Consider the following 26,509-nt stretch of genomic DNA (forward strand, 5'->3'; position numbering starts at 1 on the left):
AGCATTGCCTTGCTTAGCCTTGCATTCATTTAACTCGGCTCCGTTCACTGTAAATTGTCATCCCTTTGACATATTGGCGTCATCTTGAGTTCAAAAACCGCTCCTATGCTAGTTTAGACATTCATCGTTGAGCGATATATCAATGACTCAAAATGCTAAAGATAAGACCGGTTTACATGAACTTACATCTAATCCCACTTCTCACTTCAGCCCTTTTGAACATGCGATTACAACCAGCAAATCCCCTAAATCTAGTGGCAAAGTAAAACAAACTTTCAATGCTTTATGGATTTCAGATGTTCACCTAGGCAGTGTCGATTGCAAAGCAGAATATTTATTGGATCTGCTTAATCAAACTCACACTAATAAGCTTTATTTAGTTGGCGACATCATTGATATCTGGGCACTAAAACGTAAAGTTTATTGGCCTGAAAGTCATAACCTAGTCCTACAAAAGTTAATCCAACTGGCGCAAAGCGGCATCGAAATCAAGTTTATACCAGGCAACCATGATGAAGAGTTTAAAGCTTATAGTAATTTCCAAATATGGGGCATTACCATCACCCGCCAATATATACATGAATGCATAACTGGCGATAAAATTTTAATGTTACATGGCGATCAATTTGATTCAGAAGTGTGTATAAGTCGCACCTACGCCAAACTTGGCGATCACTTATATGATGTTTTGTTATTACTCAATCGTAAATTACATCGTATTAGACACAGCTTAGGCTTTTCGTATTGGTCTTTAGCCAGTTACGTGAAACTCCGAGTCAATAAAGCACAACATGCCATCAGCATGTATCGAGATGCAGTATTGCGCTACGCACAAACACAGCAAGTACAAGCAGTAGTTTGCGGTCATATTCACCAACCAGAATTATCCCAACACAAGAATATCATTTATGCCAACGACGGTGACTGGGTCGAAAATTGTACGCTGATTGCTGAAACCCACAGTGGTGAATTACAGCTGCTTCGCTGGAGTGATGAAGCGTGCACGACCAAAGTCATCAATCAAATCACATTGAGTGAAGCCACTGCTACTCCAATGAAGCAAAAAGTCGCTTAGCACTGACTACTCACTTCTTATAACAATAAAGGCTATGGACATGATTTTTACAGTAGATAATGTGGTAGAAAAAAACTTACCCAAAATCCACCAAACACCTTGGCTAGCAACACCAACAAAAGCCATGTTGCGTTATTTATTAAACGAAAAACAATGTAATGAGATCGCGGCAGAATTCGCTTATTTGAAAGGGGTAGATTTTGTCGAGCATGTACTAGATTGTTTTGATTTCAATTACTCAGTGCCTAGTAATGAAATTGAAAATATTCCCATCGAAGGCAGAGTGGTTATTTATGCCAATCACCCTATCGGCTCCCTTGATGCACTCGCTCTCATCAAACTTATTAGCCAAGTTCGACCTGATATCAAAGTCGTCGCGAATGAACTGCTGATGGCACTTGAACCATTACATTCTCTGCTGCTTCCCGTGAATAACATGTCCGGTGGTACCCCAAGACAGCACTTAGAAAATATTCACTTGCACCTAAAAAATGAAGGCGCTGTATTAATTTTTCCTTCAGGAGAAGTATCAAGACTCAGACCCTCAGGTGTCACTGATTTAAAGTGGCATTCTGGCTTTTTAAAAATGGCCAACTCCTGCAATGCTCCGTTACTGCCAATGTTTGTTGATGCTAAAAACTCACTTTCATTCTATGGCGCTTCAATGATTTATAAGCCACTCGCTAGTTTATTGCTCGTCAAAGAAATGTTTAAACAGCAAAAGCGCACCATGCCAGTACGAATTGGACAGTTAATTCCTAAAGAAGCTATCACTGGACATGATTTTAATGTCAAAACCAAGGTTCAGTTACTTAAGAATCACCTTTATCGAATTGGAAAGAATCGTCGGCCATTATTTGCTACACAAAAAGCCATTGCCCATCCAGAATCACGAAGTGAACTGCAATCAGCTTTGCAACAATGTGAGATGCTCGGTGAGACTAATGACAATAAACAAATCTTTTTATATCAGCACCAAGGCTGCAATCCAATCATGCGAGAAATTGGCCGATTAAGAGAAATCGCATTTCGTGCCGTGGGGGAAGGTAGCGGCAACAGGCGAGATAACGATCAATATGATCCTTATTATCAGCACCTGGTGTTATGGGATAAGGATGATTTAGAAATTGTAGGATCATATCGTTTTGCAAGTGCTAAGTGGGTTCACGAGCATCAAGGTAAAACGGCCTTATATAGCCAATCATTGTTTCAATATAACGATGAGTTTGCCCCCTACTTTGAAAATGGCTTAGAGCTTGGCCGTAGCTTCGTGCAGCCAAAGTATTGGGGAAAACGAAGCCTAGACTACCTATGGCTTGGTATTGGTGCTTATTTAGCTAAGAATCCACAATTTCGCTATTTATTTGGTCCTGTGTCTATTAGTGACCAAATCCCCGAACAAGCGAAAGAAATGCTTGTCCATTTCTATCAGAAGCAATTCAGTAACCCTGAGGTGTTAGCAATCTCTAATTGCCCTTACCGCTTTACCCAAGATAAACGCCAACAACTCGATGCACTTTATTCCGCTGACGATTACGCATCTAATTTCAAAGTGTTAAAACACACAATGGCGAATATGGGGGCGGCAGTACCGCCACTGTTTAAACAATATGGCGAACTGTGCGAACAAGATGGCGTATCGTTTCTCGACTTTGGTATCGATACTGATTTTGGCAACTGTATTGATGGACTGGTACTTGTTGATGTCCATGCGCTGAAACCTAAAAAGCAGCAACGATACATTAATTACCACTTAACTAAACCATAAAGTAACTGTTGAAATAAGCAATGAACTAATCAATCACGATACATGACTCAATTATTCATCATTTGTCGGCTTTTCAATTGTCTGATATAAATAGATTAATTGAAAAGGAGAACAAGATGGTTACTGTTGAGCAAATAATGAGCCACAGAGTAGTCACCGTTGAAATGGATGATCGGTTAGCCACGGCTAAAGATATTTTTGACAATGTACCCTTTCATCACCTTGTGGTGTTAGATGAACATAATCAAGTCTCCGGTATCTTGGCGCGTGCCGATCTGGTTAATGCTATCAGTCCAAATCTTGGCACGGCCGCAGAACTAACTCGAGATATTGAAACCCTACAAAAACGTGTCCATCAAGTGATGGCTCACCACCCTATCACTATTCCTCCGGAATTGGATGTTAACAGTGCTTCAGAACTTATCTTATCTAAAGGGATCACCTGCTTGCCTGTATTAGTGGATAAGGAAATTGTCGGTATTGTGAGTTGGCGTGATCTACTTGCTCATTATTGTGGTTTAGAACCCTTGAATGACGAACAACCGTAACCGCCTGTTTTATATATAATTAAAATCATATAATTAATGACAAAAACTATTTTATGCGTTTCTGTCTAATAATTACTTGCTCCAAAAATAAAATAAAAAATTTTCTTCAATCTCAACAATCACATACTAATCCATTCAAAAAAACTTCATTTATCTTGGTGGAAAACGTCACATTTGTCTGCTTATCTTAAGGTAGGTTTACACGCCAAGGAGAGATTAATGACAAGTTTTAAATATCATTTAAATCATGAAAAAATCGAATTGCTTGCCAGTGATTGGTTTGGATTAGAGCGTGTTTTAGTTAATGATCAGCTTGTATCAAGTAAAATCAACTTTAGCCAAAGAAGTACTCACCGTATTGAGCTTAAAAATGGCAAACCTTGCCAACTTCAGTTACTCATTGACCCACAAACAGAGCAATTAACCTGTCGTTTATACAAACAAAACCAATTAATTGGGAGTTTAAAACAAGGTAAACAAAGCTTATTAAGCAGTAAGAAAGTATTTGAAGCCAGTGTCATGGTAACGTTTATGAGTGTTTTAGGTCTTTATTGGTTTAGTTAACGGTACCGAAATTACATTGAAGATACACATTAAAAAAGGCTGCGATATGCAGCCCTAGCGTAGCGATTATATTTGTTTTACTGTTTTTTAGTCGCATAAACTGACAGCGTTTTCTGCAATACACACCAACTGGCTTGTTTGATAGTTTCCACTTCCAGCAGTTACCGTAGTAATATTAAGTTGTTGGCCATCACTATTATCTTTAAGGACTTCTACCGATAAAATTGTGCCATCTCTAGGAATAATTATCCCATCAGCAAAATCACCTACATCCAAGTTTTTATATAGCTTAATGCTTATGGTACCAATAGAACGTGGCTCGATACGGCCTTCAGCAATCACCACACTTTGCTGGTTAGAAAAAGAAAATGCTTTAACATAAGTGCCACCATTTGATGTAGTTAACTCGTGTACTTCGTGGGCGTTAACCATACTTACGCTGCCATACAACAAAGGCGCAATCATCAAAAACGACAGCATATTGTTTACACGAGAAGTCTTTTTCATATTTTTCATTATTAGCCCTTCCTATCCATGGTACTTAAAAGTACATCAAGTTAACTATCAACAAAACCTTAGCTTAAGCATTGTTCATATTATTACAGTTCGCGAATTTTAAGCATTAAAAAGGCTGCCATATGGCAGCCTTAATCACGAGCGTCAGTGGCAATAGTCTTTAAAAGACTCTTGCAACCAAGCCTTTAAGGTAAAACCCTTCTGGAAACGCACTACCAATAGGATGATCACTTGCTTGGCTCAATCTATCAATAAATTGAACGTCACGCTTTGCATCAAGCGCCGCATCAGCAACCACTTTTTGGAATAAATCAGCGGCCATTAACCCTGAACAAGAGAACGTTAGTAATGTTCCACCCGGATTTAATAACTGCATCGCAATCATATTGATGTCTTTGTAACCACGGCAAGCACCATTCAGTTGTGCTTTATTGTCAGCAAACTTAGGTGGATCTAGCACAATGACATCAAAGGTTTTACCTTCATCACGATACTGGCGCAGTAACTTAAACACATCAGCTTCATGGTAATTAACGTGATCATCATTAAAGCCGTTTATTTCCATATTTAATCGCGCGGTATCTAACGCAAGTTTAGAGACATCGACATTTTCAATGCTCGCTGCGCCGCCTTTTGCGGCATACAAACCGAATGTACCTGTATAGCAAAAGCAATTAAGCACTGACTTATTTTTTACGAAGCGTGCTGCAATAGCGCGGTTATCACGTTGATCTAAATAAAAACCCGTTTTATGGCCTTTTGTCACATCAACAGAAATTTTGATACCATTTTCTTCAATTACCACTGGCATTACTGGTAATTCACCGTGCAATAAACCGGTGACAGGCTTTAAACCTTCTTTCTTACGAGAGTCGACATCAGAACGCTCGTAAATGGCACAATCAGGATAGAGTTCTGCTAATACCTCAACTAAAGTATCACGCCAGTAATCAGCCCCTGTGCTCAGTAATTGACAGACTAAAACATTCGCGTACTTATCAATGGTAATACCCGGTAAGCCATCTGATTCCGCAGCAATAAGACGATAGCCGGTAAGGCCTTGTTCTTCAATTAATGCATCACGCCCCAATTGAGCACGCTGAATACGACGAACAAAGAAGTCTTTATCGATTTGTTCTTCTTTATCAAACGTCCAAACACGCACTTGAATTTGTGATTCAGGTGACCAAGCACCACGGCCTAACCAATGACCATCATGAGCGACAACATCAACGGTTTCACCTGCTTGTGGTTTACCTTTAATGTTATGTATACCACTTGCAAATACCCAAGGGTGCTTACGTTCAAGTGATTTTTCACGCTTAGGTCTAAGCTTGATTCTGATTGCCATGATGCTGCCTTTTTAAAATTGGGATAAGGATAATAAGGATCCTGTATAGGGAACGCAAGTTAGAATCTAAAAATTATAGCTTGAAATTGAATGTCATACACTCGAGGTAACTCATCGAGAATCAGTAACATCAATTTGAAGTTAACTAAAAATCCAAATCAAATGGTTATTTTAACGTGGTGGGTAATTAAATATAAAAATGCTACTCATAATTGAGTAGCATTCTAAAGAAATATTTCACAGAGTTAACTATCTCAAACAGTGAAATAATTAAGGATGATATGTAAATAACCTTATAAGCAATATTTTATTAAAATCAATGGCTATTGTTTTAATAATAGTAAAGTAAATAACTGTGATTGACTCAATAATGTAATATCTTGAGGCTCGCCATCAACTGACAAAGATAGTACTGGATTTTGTAAAAGTCTTTTGCATCATCAGCTGAGTACAACTCAGGTAAATCTAAATGATACTGCTCATTACCTTCGACATTTAGCTTAAGATAAAGTGGTTCAGACTTAACCCAATGCCCTGAGTCATCGGCGTTATCTTGAAACAGATCGCTATAGCTCACTTCAATTAATTGCTCGCCAGGGATAAGATCCACTTCACGCTGAAATTCGATAACAACACCATTCACACTATCAACATCTAAATCATCATGAAACGTAATGCTTGATGACTGAGCCGTAAAACTGGTTAACATAAAACTAAAAGCGGTCAAAATCATTATTTTGGTATTCATATTTCACTCCAATTAATATCTTCTTGTCCCACTTGGCACAAAACACTGCACCGGTTAAATAAAGAGACCTTAAAATGAAAATTAAAATTTCATTTTTTAGAATTATTTTTAAATCTATAAAATATGAGGAAAAAGATATTATAAAAACCATCTATCTATATGAGTAAAAATCAAAAAATATTTTTTTATTTTTTAAAATTTAATTCTAATCCAGTATTCTTTGATTTAATGCAAAGAAATTAACAAGCATTAACACTAAAGTTACCTAGGTAACAAATATTCAAGATTGATAGAGGTAAGTTGTTGATGTTAAGTAATCACACGACAGCAGGTTCACGTGTAGCAGGTTCGAAATCAAATGAGTAAGTCATACAAAAGAAGAGTAACTTGCATTCATTGTGACGCAGAAATTGTGGATTTTTCATCCATGTGTCATTGCAAAAAACGTCATATCATGTTTTCCAAACTGACTATTACCGTACTGGGCACATTGAGTGTACTCATGGCTATTACCACAAGCCTTTTTTGGCTTGATGTAATTTGCCATCCTTTTAGCTTTCCTGAGCACAATTCAATCACTTATGTATTAGCTGCAGGTTGTTTTTTGGTTAGTTGGTACTGCTGTCTTAGATGGTGTAAAGACACAATTAAAACGGCCAAAAGATCGTCTTAAACTGACAGTGAAGTCTGCTTTACAAAACGTTTCATCTACTGATTAAAATGTGTTTTAGATAAGCTCATTTGACTAATCTGTTTATCAAAATACACCTTTAAAAAATCGAGTAATAAACGCAATTTTTTTGAGTCAGCCGCCCCAGGCGGGAATACACCATAAATATTAATATCGGATAAATGGTAATCATCGAGTACGGTTTCAAGGGTTCCTTGCTTAACTTTCGGCCAAGCATCGTAAGTCGGCACCCTACCTATACCATGTCCTCCTTCAATAAAGGCTGTTCGTGCTGAAGCATTATTTGTGGTTATCGAGCCTTTCATTTCAATGCTGAACGAGCGAGCACCTTTCTTCAGCTCCAAGACTTTTTTAAGAGGTTTATAGATAACCCAATCATGTGAGCTAAGATCAGCCGGCGAACTCGGGCGACCGTTACGCTCAAAGTAATCTGGAGAACCGCACAAACAAGTCGTTAATACACAGAGTTTTGTAGCTTGTAAACTTGAATCAACTAATGGCGCACCTCTAATCGCTAAATCAAACCCTTGATTTATGATATTGACAATTTCATCAGTCAACATGACATCAAGTTCAATTTTGGGGTACAGCACTTTAAATTCATTCAAGGCTGGCACTATGGTTTCAAGCCCAGCATTAACCGGACAAGTAATACGAATTAGCCCTACGGGTTCACTTTTCATATTTTCAATTTGTCGATTCGCATTAAAAGCTTGCTGAGCAATCACTTTACATGACTGATAATAGGCTTTGCCCTCTTCGGTTAGGCTGATGCTTCTTGTTGAGCGGTTAAGTAACTTTACTGATAAATGCGCTTCAAGCTTTTTTAAATGGTAGCTCACCACAGCACGAGATAAGCCGATGTGCTTTGCCGCGCCACTCAAGCTACCTTGCTCCACTACTTGTGAAAAAACCACCATGCTCTTTAACTGTTCAAACGATACGTTCACTTAACAATACTCCGCTTAAAACTTTCCGGCCATTGTATCAATTAATTAAACAATGAAGTCGAAAATATCTGCATTGTACGAATATAAATGTATTTCTATACTGTGTTGCATTATTCAGAGCCTCACTACACAAACTTGTTTAAGGGAATATCATGACTCAAGCAACACAAACCACCAAAAAAGTATTAATGGTGCTAACTTCACATGACAAGTTAGGCAATACAGGTGAAAAAACCGGATTTTGGATTGAAGAGTTTGCAGCACCTTATTATGTATTTGCCGATGCTGGCTATGAAGTCGTTTTAGCCTCTCCTCTTGGTGGACAGCCGCCTATTGATCCCAAAAGTGAATTAGCTGATTTTCAAACAGAGGACACTCACCGTTTTGACAACGACGAGCAGCTTAAATCATTGCTGGCTAACACTCGTGTATTATCTAGCTTAAATCCAGCAGAGTTTGATGGCGTATTTTATCCGGGCGGACATGGGCCATTATGGGATTTAGCTGACAATGCAGATTCAATCTCACTGATTAACCAATTTGTGGTTCAAAATAAACCTATCGCAGCAGTTTGCCACGCCACAGCTGTGTTATTAAATGTCAAAGACCAAAACGGTAAGCATATTGTCGCTGATAAAGCCGTAACAGGCTTCACGAACTCAGAAGAAGACGCTGTCCAATTAATGGATATTGTGCCATTTTTATTAGAAGATGAACTTATCGCCCGTGGTGCTGATTACCAAAAAGCGGCAGATTGGCATGCTTTCTCCGTACAAGATGGCTTACTCATAACAGGTCAAAACCCTGCTAGCTCATCATTAACAGCACAAAAGTTGATTAGCCAGCTCAATGCATAACCGTCAATTAGTCTTGATCCCCACTGTGTAATACAGTGCATCACTTTATTATCAGGAACGAAACATGTTAAATTTTTCTTTTCAAAACAATACAAAAATTTTATTTGGTGAAAACCAAATCAGCGCAATCAGCCAAGAAATCCCAGCAGATGCCAAAGTGTTAATGGTTTATGGCGGCGGGTCGATTAAGTCAAATGGCGTATACCAACAAGTCACCGAAGCACTTAAAGACCATACTTGGTTTGAGTTCTCTGGTGTTGAGCCTAACCCGCAATACGATACGTTAATGAAAGCGCAAGCCATCATTGAAGCGGAAAATATTGATTACCTCCTAGCAGTAGGCGGTGGTTCAGTCGTTGATGGCGTTAAATTTATAGCCGCTGCTGCAAAATTTGAAGGCCAAGATCCTTGGGATATCGTTGCAAAAGGTGCAAGTGTTAAACAAGCACTGCCAATCGGTGCAGTCTTAACACTGCCAGCGACAGGTTCAGAGTCTAATGGCGGCTCCGTTATTACTCGTGATGGTAATAAATTGCCATTTGGTAGCCCATTAGTCAGACCATTATTTGCTGTACTCGATCCTTCTGTGACGCTATCACTGTCAGATCGACAAATTAGTAATGGGGTTATTGATGCTTACATTCATATTATGGAGCAATACTTAACTTACAGCGTCAACGGTAAAGTACAAGACAGATTCAGTGAAGGTTTACTGCAAACCTTAATTGAAGAAGGCCCTAAAGCTCTCGCTGCCGATACAAAACAAGATCTAGAAGTCAGAGCTAATATCATGTGGTCAGCCACCATGGCACTTAATGGCTTAATTGGTGCCGGCGTACCACAAGATTGGTCGACTCACATGATTGGTCATGAATTAACAGCCAGCCACGGTATTGATCATGCACGAACTTTATCAATCGTGTTACCTGCAGTAATGAAAGTGCGCCGAGTACAAAAACATGACAAGCTAGTTCAATATGCTGAACGTGTATTTGGCATCACTACAGGCACTGATGAGCAAAAAATTGATCAAGCGATTCTTGCAACAGAAGCGTTCTTTAAACGAATGCAAGTGCCAATTCGTTTAGGAGATATTGATTTAGGTACAGAACAAGTCGATGTAATGGTTAATGCCCTTGAAAAACACGGTATGACAAAACTAGGTGAACATGGTGATATTGATTTAACTGTCAGCCGAGAAATACTAACGACAGCGTTATAAATGATTTAACTTAATTGAACACAGATTTTTACTCTGTTGTGACTAAAAGCTAGCATCTTGCTAGCTTTTGTTTTTTATACTGTTTTAATATTTAAATCGCCACTGAAAGAAGTGTGATCTAGTGTTGAAATTTTCAATTAATTCATCAAATGTGGAATATTGATGAATTTAAATAGTAAACGAAAGACTCAGGTTGGCTTACTATATTCTACACTTGAAGAATTATTCATACATTAGTGCTTACCGATGCCCATTCTTAAAAAACTGCTGGTAGACCGTTAATGCAGGTCGATAATCGCAATGCATTAATCGAAGCTGCTCGCGTACTCTTTGTTGAAAGCGATTACGACAAAGTATCTGTACGTGCGATTGCACAGCAAGCGAATGTTGACGCCAGTCTGATCCGTTATTATTTTCAATCCAAATTGGGCTTATTCAGTGAAATGCTAAAAGAAACATTAGCACCACTGACGCAAAAAATATCTCAAACTAACAAAGCAATGATCCACAACTCACCAGAAGAAATACTTAGCACTTATTACAGTATGATGAGTCAAAACCCAGATTTTCCGAAGCTCATTTATCGCACTGCAAGTTTGCCTGACTCACCGCAAAATCGTGAACTACAAGCAAGGCTATTAACCTTAATGCCATCACCTAAATTCGCCATCATAGACAAAATTAAAGATGCCAATATTTTAAAAGCGGATGTTGATGTAATGTGCGCCAAAATGAGTTTTATTAGCTTACTGATTTTCCCTTTTTTGATGCCTGAGCTATTTAAAAAAGCCGTAGGCATTGAAACCTCACCTGAATTTATGCAAAAGCTTGCGAAGCACAATGCATCACTTTTACGTCATGGGCTTTTTGCCGATGACAACCAACCAAGCCAGGACTGCAAAAAATGACCAGCTTAAAAAGACGTTATGTTTTCCCGGGGATTGCTGCCGGATTTATTATTTTATTTATCGCAATTGCAATGCGCTCATCGCCTGAACTGGAAGCAGGTCATGATAAATCTCGTTTAGTTGAAGTCATTAATCTCGACAAACAACAAAGTATGCCAGTGATTAAAGCGTATGGCAGAGTCGCGCCAAAGCACAGTTGGCAAGGTATTGCTGAGGTTGGTGGTAAGATTATTTATCGTCACCCAGAACTTGAAACTGGCCGATTAATTAAAGCTGGCACCTTAGTATTAGCTATTGATCCACTCGAATACGAACTTAAATTAGCGCAAGCTGAAGCTAATGTGAATGCCGCAGAGGCGCAGTTAATTCAATTAAACCAAAAAGAAGTTAACCTTGAAACCAGTTTGCAAATTGAAAAGCAAAAACTCACGTTAGTGGATCAAGAGTACCAGCGTAAACAAGCGCTTAATGTTAAAAATCTTATATCTAAATCAGAACTCGAAACCCAAAAGCAAGCATTACTTGCCCAGCGTAACCTAGTTCAAGACTTAAACAGCAGCTTGAGTTTACTGCCCGATGATAGAAAAGTGACCCAAGCTCAAGTCAAAGTTAATCAAGCCTTACTGAATGATGCACAGCGACAACTCAACAATACCCGCTTTACCCTGCCCTTTGACGCCCGTATTGCTGAGGTGAACATAGAGCGAGCTCAAGCGGTGACGAATGGTTCGGTGTTGTTTGAAGCCCACCAGCTCGGCGCTGTAGAAATCAAAGCCGAGCTCTCGTTGCAAGATGCTGAAACACTGATTAGCAGCATCTCTGGGATCCCACGTGACACAGCATCATTGCCATCAATCGAAAAAGTCAACTTTGATGCTTATGTTGAAATCAACATGGGACAAAAACATCACCAGTGGCAAGCAAAACTCACTCGAATAGCCGATACCATTAATCCGGATCAAGCAACCATAGGCTTTTACCTTGAAGTTGAACAAGACTTTAATGATATGGATCTGGTAAAACGCCCACCATTAACCAATGGCATGTTTGTTACAGCTTATATCCATGGCTACCCGTCAGAGCAATTTGTTATCCCTGAAAAAGCCCTCCATGGCGACCAAATCTATGTCATGGATCTTGAAGGAAAACTACAGATTATTGAGGTTAAAGTGGTATATCGCACTGATAAGGGCGTCGCAATCGAAAGCCAGTCAACAACTGCACCATTAACTCAAAACATGCAAATCGTTACTAACGATCTTATTCCTGCCATTGCAGGCATGAGTTTAAAAGTGGCACAACAAAACAGTCAAAGTGATGAGGAGTTAAACCAGTGATTAACTTTTTCACTCGACATCCAACCATCGCAAACTTAATGATGCTGGCGTTTTTTGTTGTCGGCCTAAGTAGTATTGGCAAAATTAAGCGAGAAACATTCCCAGAGTTTAGCCCGCCTTACATTATTGCCAGTGTCGTTTATCCTGGCGCCTCTCCTGCAGAGGTTGAAGAAAGCTTATGTTTGAGAATGGAAGATGCCATTGATGGCCTAAGCGACATTGAAGAAACTAAATGTGATGCACAAGAAGGCTTTGCCTCTCTTACCGTTAAGCTCACAGGTGATGCCGATATGGGCCGCAGTTTAGTCGATATTCAGACTGAAATTAACGCCATTAAAGACTTCCCATCACAAATTGACCCACCGACCGTCAAAGAGCTTGATTGGGCAGAACCTGTCGTCGATATTGCTATTGCAGCCGATGCCAGTTTGCCTCACTTAAAGTCTTACGCTGAAGATTTAAAACGACGGTTAAAGATTGATGCAGGGGTAAATTTAGTCACGGTATCAGGCTTTTCAGATCATCAAATCCGAGTCGAGCTAAACGAGGCTGACATAAGACGTTTAGGGCTTACCGTGGCAGAAGTCGCCGATAAAGTTGGCCGTCAGAACGTTCAAATGCCAGCAGGCAGCGTAGAGTTATCAGATAAAAACTTATTGATCCGTTTTGATGAGCGGCAAATTACCCCTGAAAATTTGGGTAAAATAATCATATCGTCAAACCCTGAAGGCGGTGTGGTTCGCTTACGTGATATCGCTAAAATTGAAGACTTATTTGAACTAGAAGAAGAGCACACCATATTTAATGGTAAAGCTGCAGCGGTATTAAAAGTTCAAAAAAATAAAGCTGATGATGCTTTGCGCATTAAAGAGCGAGTCACCGAGTTTGTTGCCCAAGAGCAACTCGTCGCCCCTGATGGCGTTACGCTCACGCTCACAAATGATATGTCATCATTGCTACAAGACAGATTATCCATGCTGCTTAAAAATGGCTGGCAAGGGATCATCTTAGTGTTCTTTTCAATGTGGCTGTTTTTCTCGTTACGTTATTCTTTTTGGGTGTCCGCAGGTCTGCCAGTCGCCTTCATGGGCGGGTTATTTTTAATGTGGGTGTTTGGCGTATCCATTAACATCATGAGCCTAGTCGGTTTGTTAATGGCCATTGGTATCATGATGGATGATGCCATTGTGATCGCAGAGTCAGTTGCTGCCCATGTAGAAAAAGGCTTACCCATTAATGATGCTGTCACTCAAGGAGTTAAAAAGGTCGCACCTGGGGTATTCTCATCCTTTTTAACGACAGTGTTTATTTTTGGCAGTTTGTTGTGGCTCGACGGCCAAATGGGCGATGTACTATCCGTTGTACCACTCGTCTTAATTATGGTGCTCAGCGTCAGTTTGATTGAAGCTTTTTTGATTTTACCGAACCATTTAAGCCACTCATTAAAATCAAATAAACAAGAAAAACCACCGCTTAAATTTAAGCGTGTCTTTTTAGAAAAATTTGAGCATTTCCGTAATAACAATTTAGTTGAAGCTGTCACCTTTGTGGTTAAGTGGCGTTATGCAAGCCTTGGGGCAACCTTAGGTTTACTCTTTGTCTCTATTGCCCTAGTTGCCGGCGGCGCTGTGAAATTTGTTGGCTTCCCTGAACTTGATGGTGATATCGCTGAAGCGCGCATTATATTGCCGCCAGGATCAACACTGGATCAAACCAAACAAGTGGTCGAAAAGTTAGTCGCAAGCGCGAATAAAGTGGGTGACCGTTATACCAAAGAGAATCAAGAAGACTCAAATTTGATTCGCTATATCACCGAACAATACAACATGAACGCCGATGCCGGTGAATCAGGTCCCCACGTTGCAACAGTCAGGTTAGATTTATTGTCAGCGGAGACTCGTGAAAGCTTAATCGATGACTTTATTCGAGATTGGCGTCTAGAAAGTGGAGACATTGCTGAGCCATTATCGCTCGTCTTTAAGCAACCAAGTATGGGGCCAGCTGGGCGTGATGTGGAAGTCAGACTTCAACATGATGACTTAGAATTACTCAAAATGGCCTCAGTCGATCTGCAATCTTATTTAAGCCAGTTCTCAGGCGTAAATGGTATTTTGGATGACATGCGCCCTGGTAAAGAAGAAGTGCTCGTTAAACTGCGTGACGGCGCAGAAAATTTCGGTGTCGATGGCGAGATGATCGCATCACAACTGCGCGCAGCTTATTTTGGGCAAACTGCCGATGACGTGCAAGCAGGACCCGAAAACATTGAAATTCAAGTACGCCTAAATAAGCAACAAGCAGGGAATTTACAGGCATTAGCCAACTTCCCTATTATGCTTAGTGATGGGAGTCAGCTACCACTTAATGCTGTCGCTACATTGAATTATGAGCGCTCTTACGTACGTATACAGCGAATTGAAAGTCAGCGTACCGTAACCGTAATGGCTGATATTGATAATGCTAAAGCTAATGGTAGTGAGATTGTCAGCAAAGTACGTAATGAATATGCCAATGAATTACGGGAAAAATACCCAGGTTTACGAGTGGACTATGAAGGTGCGGCTAAAGAAACCGCTAAAACCGGTGCCTCGTTCATGCAAGGTTTCATCATTGGCTTATTTGGCTTGTTCGCCATTTTAAGTTTTCAATTCAGAAGTTACTTAGAACCATTTGTGGTGATGTTAGCCATCCCACTTGCCTTAATTGGGGTATTCTGGGGACACTTATTAACAGGTCACAGCCTATCAATGCCATCAATTTTAGGCTTTGTTTCATTAGCTGGTATTGTCGTCAACGACTCCATCTTATTGGTGCAATACATAAGGCACCACGTTGATATAGGTGATGACATTCAAGAAGCAGTAGTCAAAGCGAGCCGAGATAGATTTAGAGCGGTATTTTTAACATCGCTTACTACAGCTGCTGGGTTACTGCCATTACTGATGGAAACCTCATTACAGGCACAAGTCGTAAAACCGATTGTAATCTCTATTGTGTTCGGTATTTTCACCTCTACCTTATTGGTATTATTTATTATACCAAGTGCATATGCCGTATTAGCTGACTTTAACCTCGTGCATAAGCATGAAGAATTGTCAGCCTAAACAAACCATAAGCTCAAACTGACAAGAAACAAAAGGCCGTTAATGACAACATTAACGGCCTTTTAATTGGTAGTTCAATATAACTGAAACTGTAAATAGACTCCCTCTTGCTCATGTTCAGGCTATTTATTTATTTTATTCAACAATTGCAATAAAGTTTGCTGTTCTTGCTCATCGAGAGCTTCCAGACACTTCTCATTGACCCACTGCGCTTCATGGATCAAGTCTTGCTCTAGCGCTTTGCCCGCGTCAGTTAAGAAAATTTGGAATGCACGGCGATTGTCTGACTCTTGGTGGCGAGTGATATAGCCTTGTACTTGTAATTGGTCTAGCAGACGCGTCATGGTGTAGTTAGCCACATCACATAGCTTTGATAGTTCAGTTTGGCTTATGCCCTCTTCTTGCCATAAAGAAAACAGCACTGGCCAAAGCTTAACGTCTAATTCATAACGTTTTAAGCGTTCATCAAGCTCATTTTGTAGCGTGATGTTGAGGTGAGAGATTTGATAATAAAGACTTTCGTACCGCTTCATAAAACCCTCCTACATGCTCAGCAATCCTTAGCTACTAGGTAAATTAACGAATCAAGCCAAGAATGCAGATTTCTGAGTTGTATTTTAGATTACCATCATATACTCAGGTTAACACCTTAAGCTAGGTAAGATACGTATAAGACCGCTATTTTAGTCAGTCTGTTACAAATTGATTAATATAGCGGTAGTAACAAGCACGCCCTAACCCTGCAATGACGCCTCTTTCTACTGGAAATTCAATAGCATCTTCTAACAATCTCACCAATGAAGGGTTGTTGATTATATGCTCAGTACCAATACTGCTAATTAGGGATAAGCTGTTATCATCATTTTCAATATAATCAACAATCACGAAAGCGTGACGTTCAACTGTCACCTGCACCTTTTCCACTGGCGTAATCAATAAATACTTCCCATCAATACCATTGAGTACACTAGCAAATAACTTAGCAAACTTTTTCGGCAGTGGACTGCCCAAATACGTCCACTCGCCTTGCATATTAATATTAAATAGTGGTTCATCACTGCATAACGGTGTAGACGATTGTTGGCTTTCGTCATTATTGGGGCTTAATTGCCCCAATTGTTCGGCAATGTTAATGGGTTCAGCCATTATCTTGTTTCGCTTGAACTAACAATTGCAATAAGGCTTCAATTGGATGTTTTGGTTTGAAGCCTGCAAAACGTTTAACTTGGCTTCGACATGAATAGCCTGACACTAAAATTTGCGTTTTATCGTCAATCTTATCTAAGGTCGGCTGCCAAGACATAGCAAACAATTTAGTGGAACGACCTAAATTATCTTGTTCGTGACCGTAGGTGCCAGCCATACCGCAGCAACCAACGTTTATCACATCGAATTCAGCCCCAAAGTGACTAAATATGGTTTTCCATTCTACTGGCGTGGCAGGTTTTGCCGTTGATTCAGTACAATGGCTGAACCAGCTAAATTTTTGCTGCGTTTTATTCAGTTTTGGTATTGAATTGATGGCATCCGTTAGCCATTCATTTGCTAATAACACTTCAAAGTTACCACGCCTATTGCCTAATACTTGCTGATATTCATCTCGGTAACATAAGACTAAGGCTGGGTCTAACCCCACCATTGGCATATTAAGCGCATACACTTGATTCAAAAAGTCAGCACTGGATTGCGCTGTTTTTGCAAACTTATCTAAAAAACCTTTTATGTGGGTAGGCTTACCATTAGGTTTAAATGGCAATAATACCGGCTTTATGCCCATTTCTTTTATTAGCTGAATAAAGCGATACACCAGCTCCGCATCATAAAAGCTGTTAAAAGGATCTTGAACCACTAACACATATTGAGCACGCTCTGATTCAGGAATACCCTGTAGCGCTTCTAAATCATAGCCACGACTTTCATGTCCATCTAAGCGTTGTTTGAGTGTCGGCACCGATAATGCTGGCGCATCGACATAACCAATCGATTTTTTAATCACCCATTGGCTGAGTTTATTTTGCGATGCAAAGTTAGTCACCTTTGGCATTGCAGCCATCATAGGTAACATATCTTCAATACCTGCGACCAAATAGTCTTTTGCTGGGCGCATATAACGCTTGTAATAGATATTAAAAAATTGCGCTCTGAATTTAGGCACATCTACTTTAACTGGGCATTGTCCAGAGCATGCTTTACAGGCTAAACATCCTTTCAAAGACTCCATCACTTCATGGGAGTAATCGTAGTCACGCTCTGCGTTATAGCTATTCTGAGCACGTTGTAAAAAACTTAATGGTTTTGACTTAGCTAGGGCATCAACATCAACACCTTCAGCTTCTAGTAAACGGAGCCATTCTCTCATTAAGCCACTGCGTCCTTTTGGCGAATGGATACGGTCGCCCGTTGCTTTAAATGACGGACACATAAAAGAATAACTGCTGTAATTAAAGCAAAGGCCATTACCATTGCAGTTCATCACATCAGGAAACGCATCACGTACTTGGATTGGGATTTGACGGTCGAATGTGCCACGTTTAACACTGTCGACGTTAAATATCATAGGGCCACTGTCTTTTGGAGCAACCAATTTACCTGGGTTTAAACGGTTTTGCGGATCGAATAAACCTTTAATTTCTTCGAGCTCACCATACAGTTCATCGCCAAATACCGCTGGACCGTATTCTCCGCGAACACCTTTACCATGTTCACCCCACATCAAGCCGCCATATTTAAGCGTTAACTCTGCCACTTGATCTGAAATGGTTTTCAATAACTTTTCATCTGCTTCATCACACATATCTAGTGCAGGACGAACATGTAACACACCAGCATCAACATGACCAAACATGCCATATTGCAGCTTATGCCCGTCTAATAAATGACGAAACTCCATAATAAAGTCAGCTAAGTTTTCAGGCGGCACTGCGGTGTCTTCGGCAAATGCGAGTGGCTTACGGCGACCTTTTGTTGCCCCAAGTAATCCCACAGCTTTTTTACGCATCGCATAAATTTTATTGATACTTGGTTTATCTGAAGTGATTTGATAACCCACAACACCAGCTTCTTCATTGGCAAGTTGGCTTGCCAACACAGATTCCAGTTTGCTAATACGTGCTTTGACATCCTCTTCATCACCCGCAAACTCAACCATGTTAAGCCCCTCGATGACTTTATCAGGTACAGCTTCAATCAGGTGTGAAACTGAATGCCAGATGATATCTTCGCGGGCAAGGTTAAGCACTTTTGAATCGATCGTTTCAACCACTGTGGCACTCGCTGCAACCAAAGAAGGTGCATGCCGTAATGCTGACTCAAACGAATCATATTTGATATTAAGCATCATTCGCGTGTTAGGAAGCGGTGTAATATTAAGTTTAGCTTCGGTTAAGACCGCTAGCGTGCCTTCAGAGCCTGCTAATATCCGCGATAAATCAAATTGAGTCAGATCATCATTCCAGACATGGCGTAAATCATACCCCGTTAAAAAACGATTTAACGCAGGGAATTGCTTAACAATCAAGTCTCGCTTTTCATGACAACGACTCGCAATATGACTGACAATATGTTGAGCAAAGGAATTTTGATTAACTTGTTGGTGTAAATCACCTTGTTTACCCAGTGCAATATCACCTTGCATTGGTGAAGTTGCAAGTACACTGCCATCAACCAGCACGCTGGTTAGTCCTAATACATGATCTGAGGTTTTACCATAGACAAGAGAGCCCGCACCTGAAGCATCAGTATTAATCATCCCGCCAACAGTGGCACGGTTAGAGGTTGATAAGTCAGGACTAAAAAAGTATCCATGTGGCCGCAGTGCATCGTTCAATGCATCTTTAACGACACCGGCTTGTACTCTGACCCAACCTTCTTCAGCGTTGACTTCAAGCACTTGATTCATATGCCTTGAAACATCAAGAATAAAGCCATGAGTTAAAGACTGACCGTTAGTACCTGTACCACCGCCACGGGCACTAAAAGTGACTTGCTTATATTGAGGATCTGAAGCCAGTGTTAACACCAGTTCAACATCAGTTTGATTTAGCGGATAAATTACAGCTTGAGGTAAAAACTGGTAAACAGAATTATCGGTCGCTTGGATTAGCCTTGCGCTGTAACGTTTATCTATTTCACCTGCAAACGAAGAGGCTTCAAGCGCTTCTAAAAAGCGTAAATAGATAGGTTCTAATGTTTGATGATGGGATAGCAGCGGCAGCATAGTCGACTTCTGTTATAGTAATTTTGTCATCATTATAAACAAAAAAATAACAGCTAAGTAGTTGAGTTAGTAAAATTCATTAAATTTTGATATCGATTGAATATTCTACAAAATCATGGCCGCATATTTCATCAATTGATAAATATCTGTCTCATCCTAATGAATATGATGACTTATCATTGAGCATCATTGGCACAATTGTAATGTCTGTAATTAATTGGTAGACAATAATTGGCAAAAATTAATTGGCAAAATTGATAACCGAGCCTAACAATAAACGACCTGTTAATACCTACAGAGTAAGTTCATATCGGTTATAGAGTAATGTTCAAAATTTAAATAGCGCTTTATTTCTGCTTGATTGTTAACGGTTTACCTTCTATTCCTGCATAAAAAACAATTATCTCGACTGGTTCTACTCCTGAGTTAGTACCGTAATGCCACTTATCAACGACTTCAGCTATTGCATCACCCGCTTTCATAACGAGTTGTTTACCGGCTTTTGTCGTTACAGTTAAATGTCCTTTCGTTAATATGCCAGCATTAATGACCGGATGCTGGTGATATGGCAAGGTCGCACCGGGGGCAATGGTTATTTTTAAAATAGTGACTTCTGGTTGACCTTTTGGATAACTAGGTAGTGTACGACCATCCCAACTTTTGGTTGTTTTAAGGAGTTGCTCAACTGCAATATCATCGGTTGGCTCTATGGCGACAGCTGTACTCAAAAAACGAGAAACGAAAGTCAGGCTTAGACCTAAAAACATGACTGAACGTAAAGCGCTTGCTAGGCACGGTATCTTCTTAGCTGTGAAGTGGTAAATCATGTTATTTCCTTATAGTCGATGATTTTAAATCAGAGATGAATATTAAAGCAGAGTCAAAATCCGTTTTATACAAATCTATCTGGAGCACTAATTTGAGATGCTAAATCCGAAGTTTTTAATCAGAAGTTCTTAATCCAAAGTACTTAATCAGAAGCGCTAACTAGCAATAGCTGGATTGCTCTCTGTTTTAATCAGATTCTTATTATATACAGCTTATACCAAGCTTATGAAAAACCAGTGAAAGGATATCAATAAAAAACACCTATCGAGTCATCATGCAAACTAGATAGGTGATAAAGTGTGTTGATCAGAATACTAAATTACATGTGTCGTGTAACACAATAGACGGTATTACAGACGATATGGCTTATTAAGAAAAAATAACAATAAATAACACTTACTCATCTACCGCAGTCGCTCCCTCTTCCGCACTGCATATGAAGATACTTGGAGCCAGGCCTGTTTGCTGCTCGTATTGTGCATTAACCGCTTTAATCACTTGCTCAACCATTTCATCAGGTACGAGTGAAACCACACAACCTCCAAAGCCTCCACCGGTCATTCTTACTCCACCAGCCTCTCCTATCTCAGCTTTAATGATCTCCACTAAAATATCGATTTCCGATACCGTTATTTCAAAATCATCTCGCATAGATGCATGCGATTCTGCCATAAGTCGTTGTAATGTTTTGATGTCATTATTTCTCATTGCCTCAGCAGCATCTATAGTACGTTGATTTTCGGTGATAATATGCCTTGCTCGCTTGGCGATAACTGATGAAAGTTCACTTTGTTGATCATTAAATCTTGCGATATCAACATCACGCAGTGCCTGAACATTAAAATAAGCTGCTGCATCTTCACATTGCTGCCTGCGAGTATTGTACTCACTGTCGACTAAACCACGTTTTTTATTGGAGTTTACAATTAATACGCTGAAACCATCAGGCAGTTTTACTGGCTGAGTTTTTAATGAGCGGCAATCAATTAATAACGCATGGCCTTTTTTGGCCTGCGCCGAAATAAGCTGATCCATAATGCCGCAATTACACCCAACAAACTTATTCTCAGCTTCTTGGCCATTTAGGGCAATTTCTTGTTGCGATATAGCTAAGTCATATAAGGTTTTAAAGGTTTGACCTATTACCACTTCTAATGCCGCAGATGAGCTTAACCCCGCGCCTTGTGGGACATTTCCACTAATAACGATATCGGCGCCATTAAAATGATAACCACGTAATAATAAGTGCTTTACCACACCACGAATGTAATTAGCCCAATCATGCTCTGCATGAGTTATTTCTTCACTTACACTAAACTCATCAACAGCTAAGCCATAATCTAAAGAAATAACTCGTACGACATTGTCATCACGACGACTTGCAGCGACTGCTGCGTTGTAATTAATGGCACATGGCAACACAAAACCATCATTATAATCAGTGTGCTCGCCAATTAAGTTGACTCTGCCTGGCGCCGTAACAACATGACTGGAGGCATAACCAAATTGCGCTTCGAAAGCGTGTTTTACATTCTTTATCAATTGCTCACTCATTATTCAATCCGTTATCTGTGTTATCTCTTTAAATAAAGCGCTTCGATGAGCCAGCTACTGGCTATATTTCGTAGTCCTTAATACTTGCCCAAATGGCCGCTTATTCTGATTTATAATGCACATCACTTTGCTGACGAAGCATTGTGGCTGCTTGTTCTGGGGTGAGATCCCGTTGAGATTCGGCCATCATTTCATATCCCACCATAAACTTTCGTACACTGGCAGAACGTAAAAGTGGTGGTAAAAAGCTGGCATGTAATGTCCATTCAGGGTGGGTTTCGCCATCAAATGGTGCACCATGCCACCCCATTGAATACGGGAAAGAACAATTAAAAAGGTTGTCGTATTTAATGGTAATTTTTTTAATAATATCGGCGAGTGTCGACTGTTGTGCACAGCTGAGTTCTGTCATGCGAGTTACACTAAAACGCGGTAAGACTAATGTTTCAAATGGCCAAGCCGCCCAATAAGGCACCACAACGACCCAATCTTCATTAGCCACTACAATGCGTTCTGCATTGTCCAACTCTCTGCCAACGTAGTCATTTAAAAGGCTTGATTGATGGGCCTCATAATACGAAGACAATGCCAGTTGTTTTTTTGCACTAACGTTGGTAAATGATTTTGCGCCCAAACTTGGCCATGTGGATGAGGGTTTGAGCAGCCCATAACCGCCCCTTTATTCTCAAATACTTGTACCCACTGATACTGCTCGCTTAATTCTCGAGTTTGCTCTTGCCAACATGCCACGACTTTTGTGATGGCAGCAACAGATAGCTGCGGCAAGCTTTTACTGTGATCAGGCGAAAAACAAATGACACGACTTTCACCTTGCTCTGATTCTATTTTAAATAAAGGATCGTTTTCACTGTGTTTAGGGGTGTCTGGTTTTAATGCAGCAAAATCATTTTGAAATACAAAAGTATCTTGATACTCAGGGTTCACTTCTCCATTAATTCGCGTATTACCTGAGCACAAAAAGCATGACTCGTCATAACTAGGCTTAACGTCATTATCAATGCTTTCAACTTGGCCTTGCCAAGGCCGCTTTGCTCGATGTGGCGAAACAAGTATCCACTCATTTATCAATGGATTAAATCGGCGATGAGGATGCTCAGTAGGATCAAACGTCATGATGCTTTCCATTTCAATTTTATAAACAATAATGCTAATAACTCGATGTCACACGTGCTGTTTAAAAACAATACAATGACAAAAGGGTAAACGTTTACCCTCTTTTGTGCAATAGCTATTTTTAATTGGACTATTTGTTTGCTAAACCCGAGTTAGAAAGGTAATTTACTGCTACTAATAACTTTCATTCAGGATATGTTGTGTCAAAAGCAACCATTAAAGATATCGCCAGAGCCGCCAATGTATCTGTGGCTACTGTATCGCGTGTCGTTAATAATGGACCCAAAGTGGGCGCTAAAACCCGAGAACGTATTCAACACCTAATTAGCACTATGGGGTATCAGCCCAATATTAATGCCCGTTCATTGGTCATGAAAAAAGCAGCTACCATTGGTGTGGTTATTCCTGATGTTGCTGACCCATTTTTTGCAGCACTCGCCAATGGAATCGACCAAATTGCGCGAGAAAATAAAGTGCAGCTACTTATCAGTACAGGCCAAGTGAGTGCTGAATCAGAAATGAAAGCGATAACGTCTTTGATGCAACAGCGCTGTGAATCAATCGTGATTCATAGCAAAAAAATACCAGATGAAACATTAATCGCTTTGTTTAACGATAACCCAAAGTTTGTATTAATTGATCGCTATATTGAAGCAATCAGTCACCGCTGTATTTGGCTTGATAACCACATTGGTGGTCAAAAAGCGGCTGACTATTTCTCCGAGTTAAATCATAGCAATATTGCGTGTGTGAACAGTAATCTGGATATTGATGATCCAAAAGAACGTTTGGCAGGATTTCAACGTGGTTTAGCAAGTCATGGCTTAACACTCAATGATAAATTAATCACCTATGGATCACCTAGCCTGCAAGGTGGAGAACAAGCGGCTCAAGATTTACTTAAACAAAATACTCCCTTCAGTGCCATATTTGTATATAACGACGCTATGGCAATTGGCGTTATTTCTACCCTTGAAGATAAAGGCTTGTCAGTACCTAATGATGTTTCCGTCATCGGCTTTGATGACGTGTTATTATCACGTTATTCAAGACCTAAGCTAACAACCTTACGTTACCCTATTGATTCTATGGCTAAAAATGCGGCCTTATTAGCCCTGTCAGCTAATATTAATCCAACAGCACAATCATCATCTTATTCACCAGAGTTAGTGATAAGAGAGTCTACTCAAGCCTTATAAATTATCGACCATTTTCATTGTAAAAAATTGAAGTACGTTCTGTAAATATTGCAGCAAAAAGCATTAAAACCGACTAAAATAGCGCCTTTTTAGGATCTGGCTAGATAAACTAATGAAACTCAGTAAACGCTTATTACAAATATGTCATATGGTAGAACCAGGGTTTGATCATATTTGGGATTGTTGCTGCGATCATGGTTACCTCGGCGCTGCACTATTAAAACAACAATCTGCTAAGGTCCATTTTGTTGATATTGTGCCAGAATTGATGTCAAATTTAAGCCACAAATTGAACCATTTCTTTGCTGATACCAACACTTGGCAAACCCACTGTATCGATGTTTCCTTATTACCGTTAACTCAATACCAAGGCCATCACTTGGTAATCATTGCAGGCATTGGCGGCGACTTAATGAGTGATTTAGTCACTAACATACTTCATGCTCATCCTGATCAAGTAATAGATATACTCCTGTGTCCAGTTCATCACCAATTTGAACTGCGCCAAAATCTTTCAAATCTACATTTATCGTTAAAAGCGGAAGTATTGATTGAAGAAAATGGCCGCTACTATGAAGTCATTCATGTCACCAATAACGCTGACAAGATGAAACCAATTAGTTTAACTGGTGAGCTTTTTTGGCAAACAGATTGCGAAGAGCAAAAATTGATAAATCAGCAATACCTGCATAAAACGTTAGCGCATTATCAGCGAATTCAAAAAGGACAACCCTTGCTGGTCAAAAACGTCATTAACGCTTATGAACAGTTACTATAAGCTTATGATCGTAAGTACATAAAAGCACAAATTATTGGCATAATTATCTTTGTACGTTCAATTTTATTCAGCCCCTATTAAGCAAATTTGGCTACACTGTTAATCGACATGTAATCAGTTTAATTCTAACGATGTTATTACGTTCTCATTTAAGTAAAAAAGGCACCCATGAAAATCGCACAGTACCAAGCAAGTCAAGCAGAAACCGTTATAGAGCTTTTTGCTAATGTATTTTCCGACTCAGAGGGAGCTGATGAAGGGCAAGTTATTGCAAGGCTTGTCGATGATTTAATCACAACAACTGACTCAAAGGATCTTATTGGTTTTGTTGCCACTGAAAACGAGTTTGTTATTGGTTGCATCTTCTTCAGTCGACTTGTTACTGCGAATAACGCAAACGCATTTATCTTGTCTCCTGTTGCGATTAATACCGAGAACCAAGGTCAGGGAATCGGGCAGAAACTGATTCTTGAAGGTTTGTCTTATCTTAAAGCAACTGGTGTTGAACGTGTGTTTAGTTATGGCGACCCTAACTACTACAATAAGGTTGGCTTTAAGCAGATTAACGATGCCATTATTACTGCCCCCTTCACATTAACGTATCCAGAAGGCTGGATTGCACAAACGCTTAATGAGGTAGAGATTAGCAAACAAGACAGCGTTATAAGCTGTGTTGATGCACTGAACAAACAAAAATATTGGTAATTTATTGTAAATAATTTCAATTACCCGTTCTTTGAATAAACGCTGATATATGAAATTTAATAAGGATTTAATTGTCCGATTAAGCCTGCTTGCAAGAACTTATGACTTAATTACATAACCTACCCCTGCAAGCTGGCACGACTTCCCTCATGTTTTCATTTCTATTGTAACTTTTCTGCGAATTGTTATGAGTACACAACCACATAATTGCTCAATGTTAACTGAAATCAATTCTGGTTAGACAGAAAATATACTTATGCTAATATTAATTAATCAATGTTAATTTAGTTTTAGCTTTTATTATTACCAAGTAATAATACAAGTTACTGAATTATTTATTGATTTAACCAAGGAAAGGATGCAATAGCTCAAGGAAGGAGTGCAATACTACCCCTTTATGCTTCTGAGCAAATGTTTGATTGTATTACCTTTATCTAGACATTAACTATTTTGGGA

Annotated in this window: 21 protein-coding genes and 1 pseudogene; 12 read left to right on the forward strand and 10 right to left on the reverse strand. The window is 39.7% G+C overall.

Annotated elements, in window-relative coordinates:
* Positions 1-142 precede the first annotated feature (142 nt).
* The 4 genes from ACGEDC_RS20040 to ACGEDC_RS20055 all read left to right on the forward strand — a co-directional run bounded on the left by ACGEDC_RS20040 (position 143) and on the right by ACGEDC_RS20055 (position 3,955).
* Entirely contained in the window at positions 143-1,075 is a 933-nt protein-coding gene (locus ACGEDC_RS20040; protein ID WP_119968587.1) for a UDP-2,3-diacylglucosamine diphosphatase, read from the forward strand.
* 40 nt (positions 1,076-1,115) lie between these two features.
* Complete coding sequence (locus ACGEDC_RS20045) at positions 1,116-2,843, forward strand: GNAT family N-acyltransferase (RefSeq protein WP_394495340.1); 1,728 nt, start codon at positions 1,116-1,118, stop codon at positions 2,841-2,843.
* Positions 2,844-2,959: 116 nt separating this feature from the next.
* Positions 2,960-3,391, forward strand: coding sequence for a CBS domain-containing protein (locus ACGEDC_RS20050; protein ID WP_394495342.1), 432 nt, complete (start codon positions 2,960-2,962; stop codon positions 3,389-3,391).
* 219 nt (positions 3,392-3,610) lie between these two features.
* Positions 3,611-3,955: a hypothetical protein gene (locus ACGEDC_RS20055; RefSeq protein WP_055023223.1), complete on the forward strand. Its 345-nt coding sequence runs from the start codon at positions 3,611-3,613 to the stop codon at positions 3,953-3,955.
* An 87-nt stretch (positions 3,956-4,042) separates the two neighbouring features.
* Here ACGEDC_RS20055 and ACGEDC_RS20060 read toward each other — a convergent pair whose 3' ends face one another.
* The 4 genes from ACGEDC_RS20060 to ACGEDC_RS20075 form a co-directional block, all read right to left on the reverse strand.
* Positions 4,043-4,471 (reverse strand): PliI family lysozyme inhibitor of I-type lysozyme, encoded by a 429-nt coding sequence (locus ACGEDC_RS20060; protein WP_394495345.1) that lies wholly within the window; start codon positions 4,469-4,471, stop codon positions 4,043-4,045.
* Positions 4,472-4,631: 160 nt separating this feature from the next.
* A complete protein-coding gene (locus ACGEDC_RS20065) occupies positions 4,632-5,822 on the reverse strand; it encodes a class I SAM-dependent rRNA methyltransferase (protein WP_065107949.1) in 1,191 nt (396 codons plus the stop codon).
* A 364-nt stretch (positions 5,823-6,186) separates the two neighbouring features.
* Positions 6,187-6,570 (reverse strand): DUF2057 family protein, encoded by a 384-nt coding sequence (locus ACGEDC_RS20070; protein ID WP_394495347.1) that lies wholly within the window; start codon positions 6,568-6,570, stop codon positions 6,187-6,189.
* 708 nt (positions 6,571-7,278) lie between these two features.
* Positions 7,279-8,211 carry a LysR family transcriptional regulator gene (locus ACGEDC_RS20075; RefSeq protein WP_394495349.1) on the reverse strand — a complete coding sequence of 311 codons (933 nt, stop codon included), beginning with the start codon at positions 8,209-8,211 and terminating at the stop codon, positions 7,279-7,281.
* Between the two features lie 152 nt (positions 8,212-8,363).
* On the opposite strand from ACGEDC_RS20075, the gene ACGEDC_RS20080 reads away from it, so the two are divergent.
* The 5 genes from ACGEDC_RS20080 to ACGEDC_RS20100 all read left to right on the forward strand — a co-directional run bounded on the left by ACGEDC_RS20080 (position 8,364) and on the right by ACGEDC_RS20100 (position 15,639).
* Positions 8,364-9,068 (forward strand): type 1 glutamine amidotransferase domain-containing protein, encoded by a 705-nt coding sequence (locus ACGEDC_RS20080; protein WP_394495351.1) that lies wholly within the window; start codon positions 8,364-8,366, stop codon positions 9,066-9,068.
* Between the two features lie 64 nt (positions 9,069-9,132).
* Entirely contained in the window at positions 9,133-10,290 is a 1,158-nt protein-coding gene (locus tag ACGEDC_RS20085) for an iron-containing alcohol dehydrogenase (RefSeq protein ID WP_394495353.1), read from the forward strand.
* Positions 10,291-10,571: 281 nt separating this feature from the next.
* Positions 10,572-11,198, forward strand: coding sequence for a TetR family transcriptional regulator (locus tag ACGEDC_RS20090; protein WP_394495355.1), 627 nt, complete (start codon positions 10,572-10,574; stop codon positions 11,196-11,198).
* The gene (locus ACGEDC_RS20095) at positions 11,195-12,535 is read left to right on the forward strand and encodes an efflux RND transporter periplasmic adaptor subunit (protein WP_394495358.1); all 1,341 of its coding nucleotides are present in this window, start codon (positions 11,195-11,197) and stop codon (positions 12,533-12,535) included. The genes ACGEDC_RS20090 and ACGEDC_RS20095 overlap by 4 nt, the downstream gene beginning before the upstream one ends.
* Positions 12,532-15,639 (forward strand): efflux RND transporter permease subunit, encoded by a 3,108-nt coding sequence (locus ACGEDC_RS20100; protein WP_394495360.1) that lies wholly within the window; start codon positions 12,532-12,534, stop codon positions 15,637-15,639. Before ACGEDC_RS20095 ends, ACGEDC_RS20100 begins: the two co-directional genes overlap by 4 nt.
* 122 nt (positions 15,640-15,761) lie before the next feature.
* Here the strand turns inward: ACGEDC_RS20100 and ACGEDC_RS20105 are convergent, their stop codons facing one another.
* From ACGEDC_RS20105 to ACGEDC_RS20130, 6 genes and pseudogenes are all read right to left on the reverse strand, one after another.
* Entirely contained in the window at positions 15,762-16,172 is a 411-nt protein-coding gene (locus ACGEDC_RS20105) for a MarR family winged helix-turn-helix transcriptional regulator (protein WP_055023233.1), read from the reverse strand.
* 154 nt (positions 16,173-16,326) lie between these two features.
* Positions 16,327-16,785 carry a DUF1285 domain-containing protein gene (locus tag ACGEDC_RS20110; protein WP_394495363.1) on the reverse strand — a complete coding sequence of 153 codons (459 nt, stop codon included), beginning with the start codon at positions 16,783-16,785 and terminating at the stop codon, positions 16,327-16,329.
* Positions 16,778-19,855 carry a D-2-hydroxyglutarate dehydrogenase YdiJ gene (ydiJ, locus tag ACGEDC_RS20115; RefSeq protein WP_394495365.1) on the reverse strand — a complete coding sequence of 1,026 codons (3,078 nt, stop codon included), beginning with the start codon at positions 19,853-19,855 and terminating at the stop codon, positions 16,778-16,780. The genes ACGEDC_RS20110 and ydiJ overlap by 8 nt, the downstream gene beginning before the upstream one ends.
* A 347-nt stretch (positions 19,856-20,202) precedes the next feature.
* The gene (locus ACGEDC_RS20120; RefSeq protein WP_394495367.1) at positions 20,203-20,682 is read right to left on the reverse strand and encodes a cupin domain-containing protein; all 480 of its coding nucleotides are present in this window, start codon (positions 20,680-20,682) and stop codon (positions 20,203-20,205) included.
* A 397-nt stretch (positions 20,683-21,079) separates the two neighbouring features.
* A complete protein-coding gene (gene galK, locus ACGEDC_RS20125; protein ID WP_372036816.1) occupies positions 21,080-22,237 on the reverse strand; it encodes a galactokinase in 1,158 nt (385 codons plus the stop codon).
* Between the two features lie 100 nt (positions 22,238-22,337).
* Positions 22,338-23,383 (reverse strand): annotated as a pseudogene (locus ACGEDC_RS20130) (UDP-glucose--hexose-1-phosphate uridylyltransferase).
* Positions 23,384-23,571: 188 nt separating this feature from the next.
* On the opposite strand from ACGEDC_RS20130, the gene ACGEDC_RS20135 reads away from it, so the two are divergent.
* The 3 genes from ACGEDC_RS20135 to ACGEDC_RS20145 all read left to right on the forward strand — a co-directional run bounded on the left by ACGEDC_RS20135 (position 23,572) and on the right by ACGEDC_RS20145 (position 26,053).
* Entirely contained in the window at positions 23,572-24,570 is a 999-nt protein-coding gene (locus ACGEDC_RS20135; RefSeq protein WP_394495370.1) for a LacI family DNA-binding transcriptional regulator, read from the forward strand.
* A gap of 112 nt (positions 24,571-24,682) precedes the next feature.
* The gene (locus tag ACGEDC_RS20140) at positions 24,683-25,348 is read left to right on the forward strand and encodes a tRNA (adenine(22)-N(1))-methyltransferase (protein WP_055023239.1); all 666 of its coding nucleotides are present in this window, start codon (positions 24,683-24,685) and stop codon (positions 25,346-25,348) included.
* A gap of 168 nt (positions 25,349-25,516) precedes the next feature.
* On the forward strand, positions 25,517-26,053 hold the full coding sequence (locus ACGEDC_RS20145) for a GNAT family N-acetyltransferase (RefSeq protein WP_055023240.1): 537 nt from the start codon (positions 25,517-25,519) through the stop codon (positions 26,051-26,053).
* Positions 26,054-26,509 lie beyond the last annotated feature (456 nt).

Source organism: Shewanella sp. ENK2 (assembly GCF_043568515.1).
Classification (GTDB): Bacteria; Pseudomonadota; Gammaproteobacteria; order Enterobacterales; family Shewanellaceae; genus Shewanella; species Shewanella japonica.

What these genes read in the sequence shown, in the direction of transcription:
- ACGEDC_RS20085 (WP_394495353.1), top strand. Translation starts at nt 9,133, where the DNA reads ATGTTAAATTTTTCTTTTCAAAACAATACAAAAATTTTATTTGGTGAA.
- ACGEDC_RS20045 (WP_394495340.1), top strand. Translation starts at nt 1,116, where the DNA reads ATGATTTTTACAGTAGATAATGTGGTAGAAAAAAACTTACCCAAAATC.
- ACGEDC_RS20110 (WP_394495363.1), bottom strand. Translation starts at nt 16,785, where the DNA reads ATGGCTGAACCCATTAACATTGCCGAACAATTGGGGCAATTAAGCCCC.
- ACGEDC_RS20060 (WP_394495345.1), bottom strand. Translation starts at nt 4,471, where the DNA reads ATGAAAAATATGAAAAAGACTTCTCGTGTAAACAATATGCTGTCGTTT.
- ACGEDC_RS20145 (WP_055023240.1), top strand. Translation starts at nt 25,517, where the DNA reads ATGAAAATCGCACAGTACCAAGCAAGTCAAGCAGAAACCGTTATAGAG.
- ACGEDC_RS20105 (WP_055023233.1), bottom strand. Translation starts at nt 16,172, where the DNA reads ATGAAGCGGTACGAAAGTCTTTATTATCAAATCTCTCACCTCAACATC.
- ACGEDC_RS20090 (WP_394495355.1), top strand. Translation starts at nt 10,572, where the DNA reads ATGCAGGTCGATAATCGCAATGCATTAATCGAAGCTGCTCGCGTACTC.
- galK (WP_372036816.1), bottom strand. Translation starts at nt 22,237, where the DNA reads ATGAGTGAGCAATTGATAAAGAATGTAAAACACGCTTTCGAAGCGCAA.
- ACGEDC_RS20050 (WP_394495342.1), top strand. Translation starts at nt 2,960, where the DNA reads ATGGTTACTGTTGAGCAAATAATGAGCCACAGAGTAGTCACCGTTGAA.
- ydiJ (WP_394495365.1), bottom strand. Translation starts at nt 19,855, where the DNA reads ATGCTGCCGCTGCTATCCCATCATCAAACATTAGAACCTATCTATTTA.
- ACGEDC_RS20055 (WP_055023223.1), top strand. Translation starts at nt 3,611, where the DNA reads ATGACAAGTTTTAAATATCATTTAAATCATGAAAAAATCGAATTGCTT.
- ACGEDC_RS20140 (WP_055023239.1), top strand. Translation starts at nt 24,683, where the DNA reads ATGAAACTCAGTAAACGCTTATTACAAATATGTCATATGGTAGAACCA.
- ACGEDC_RS20070 (WP_394495347.1), bottom strand. Translation starts at nt 6,570, where the DNA reads ATGAATACCAAAATAATGATTTTGACCGCTTTTAGTTTTATGTTAACC.
- ACGEDC_RS20065 (WP_065107949.1), bottom strand. Translation starts at nt 5,822, where the DNA reads ATGGCAATCAGAATCAAGCTTAGACCTAAGCGTGAAAAATCACTTGAA.
- ACGEDC_RS20080 (WP_394495351.1), top strand. Translation starts at nt 8,364, where the DNA reads ATGACTCAAGCAACACAAACCACCAAAAAAGTATTAATGGTGCTAACT.
- ACGEDC_RS20040 (WP_119968587.1), top strand. Translation starts at nt 143, where the DNA reads ATGACTCAAAATGCTAAAGATAAGACCGGTTTACATGAACTTACATCT.
- ACGEDC_RS20120 (WP_394495367.1), bottom strand. Translation starts at nt 20,682, where the DNA reads ATGATTTACCACTTCACAGCTAAGAAGATACCGTGCCTAGCAAGCGCT.
- ACGEDC_RS20095 (WP_394495358.1), top strand. Translation starts at nt 11,195, where the DNA reads ATGACCAGCTTAAAAAGACGTTATGTTTTCCCGGGGATTGCTGCCGGA.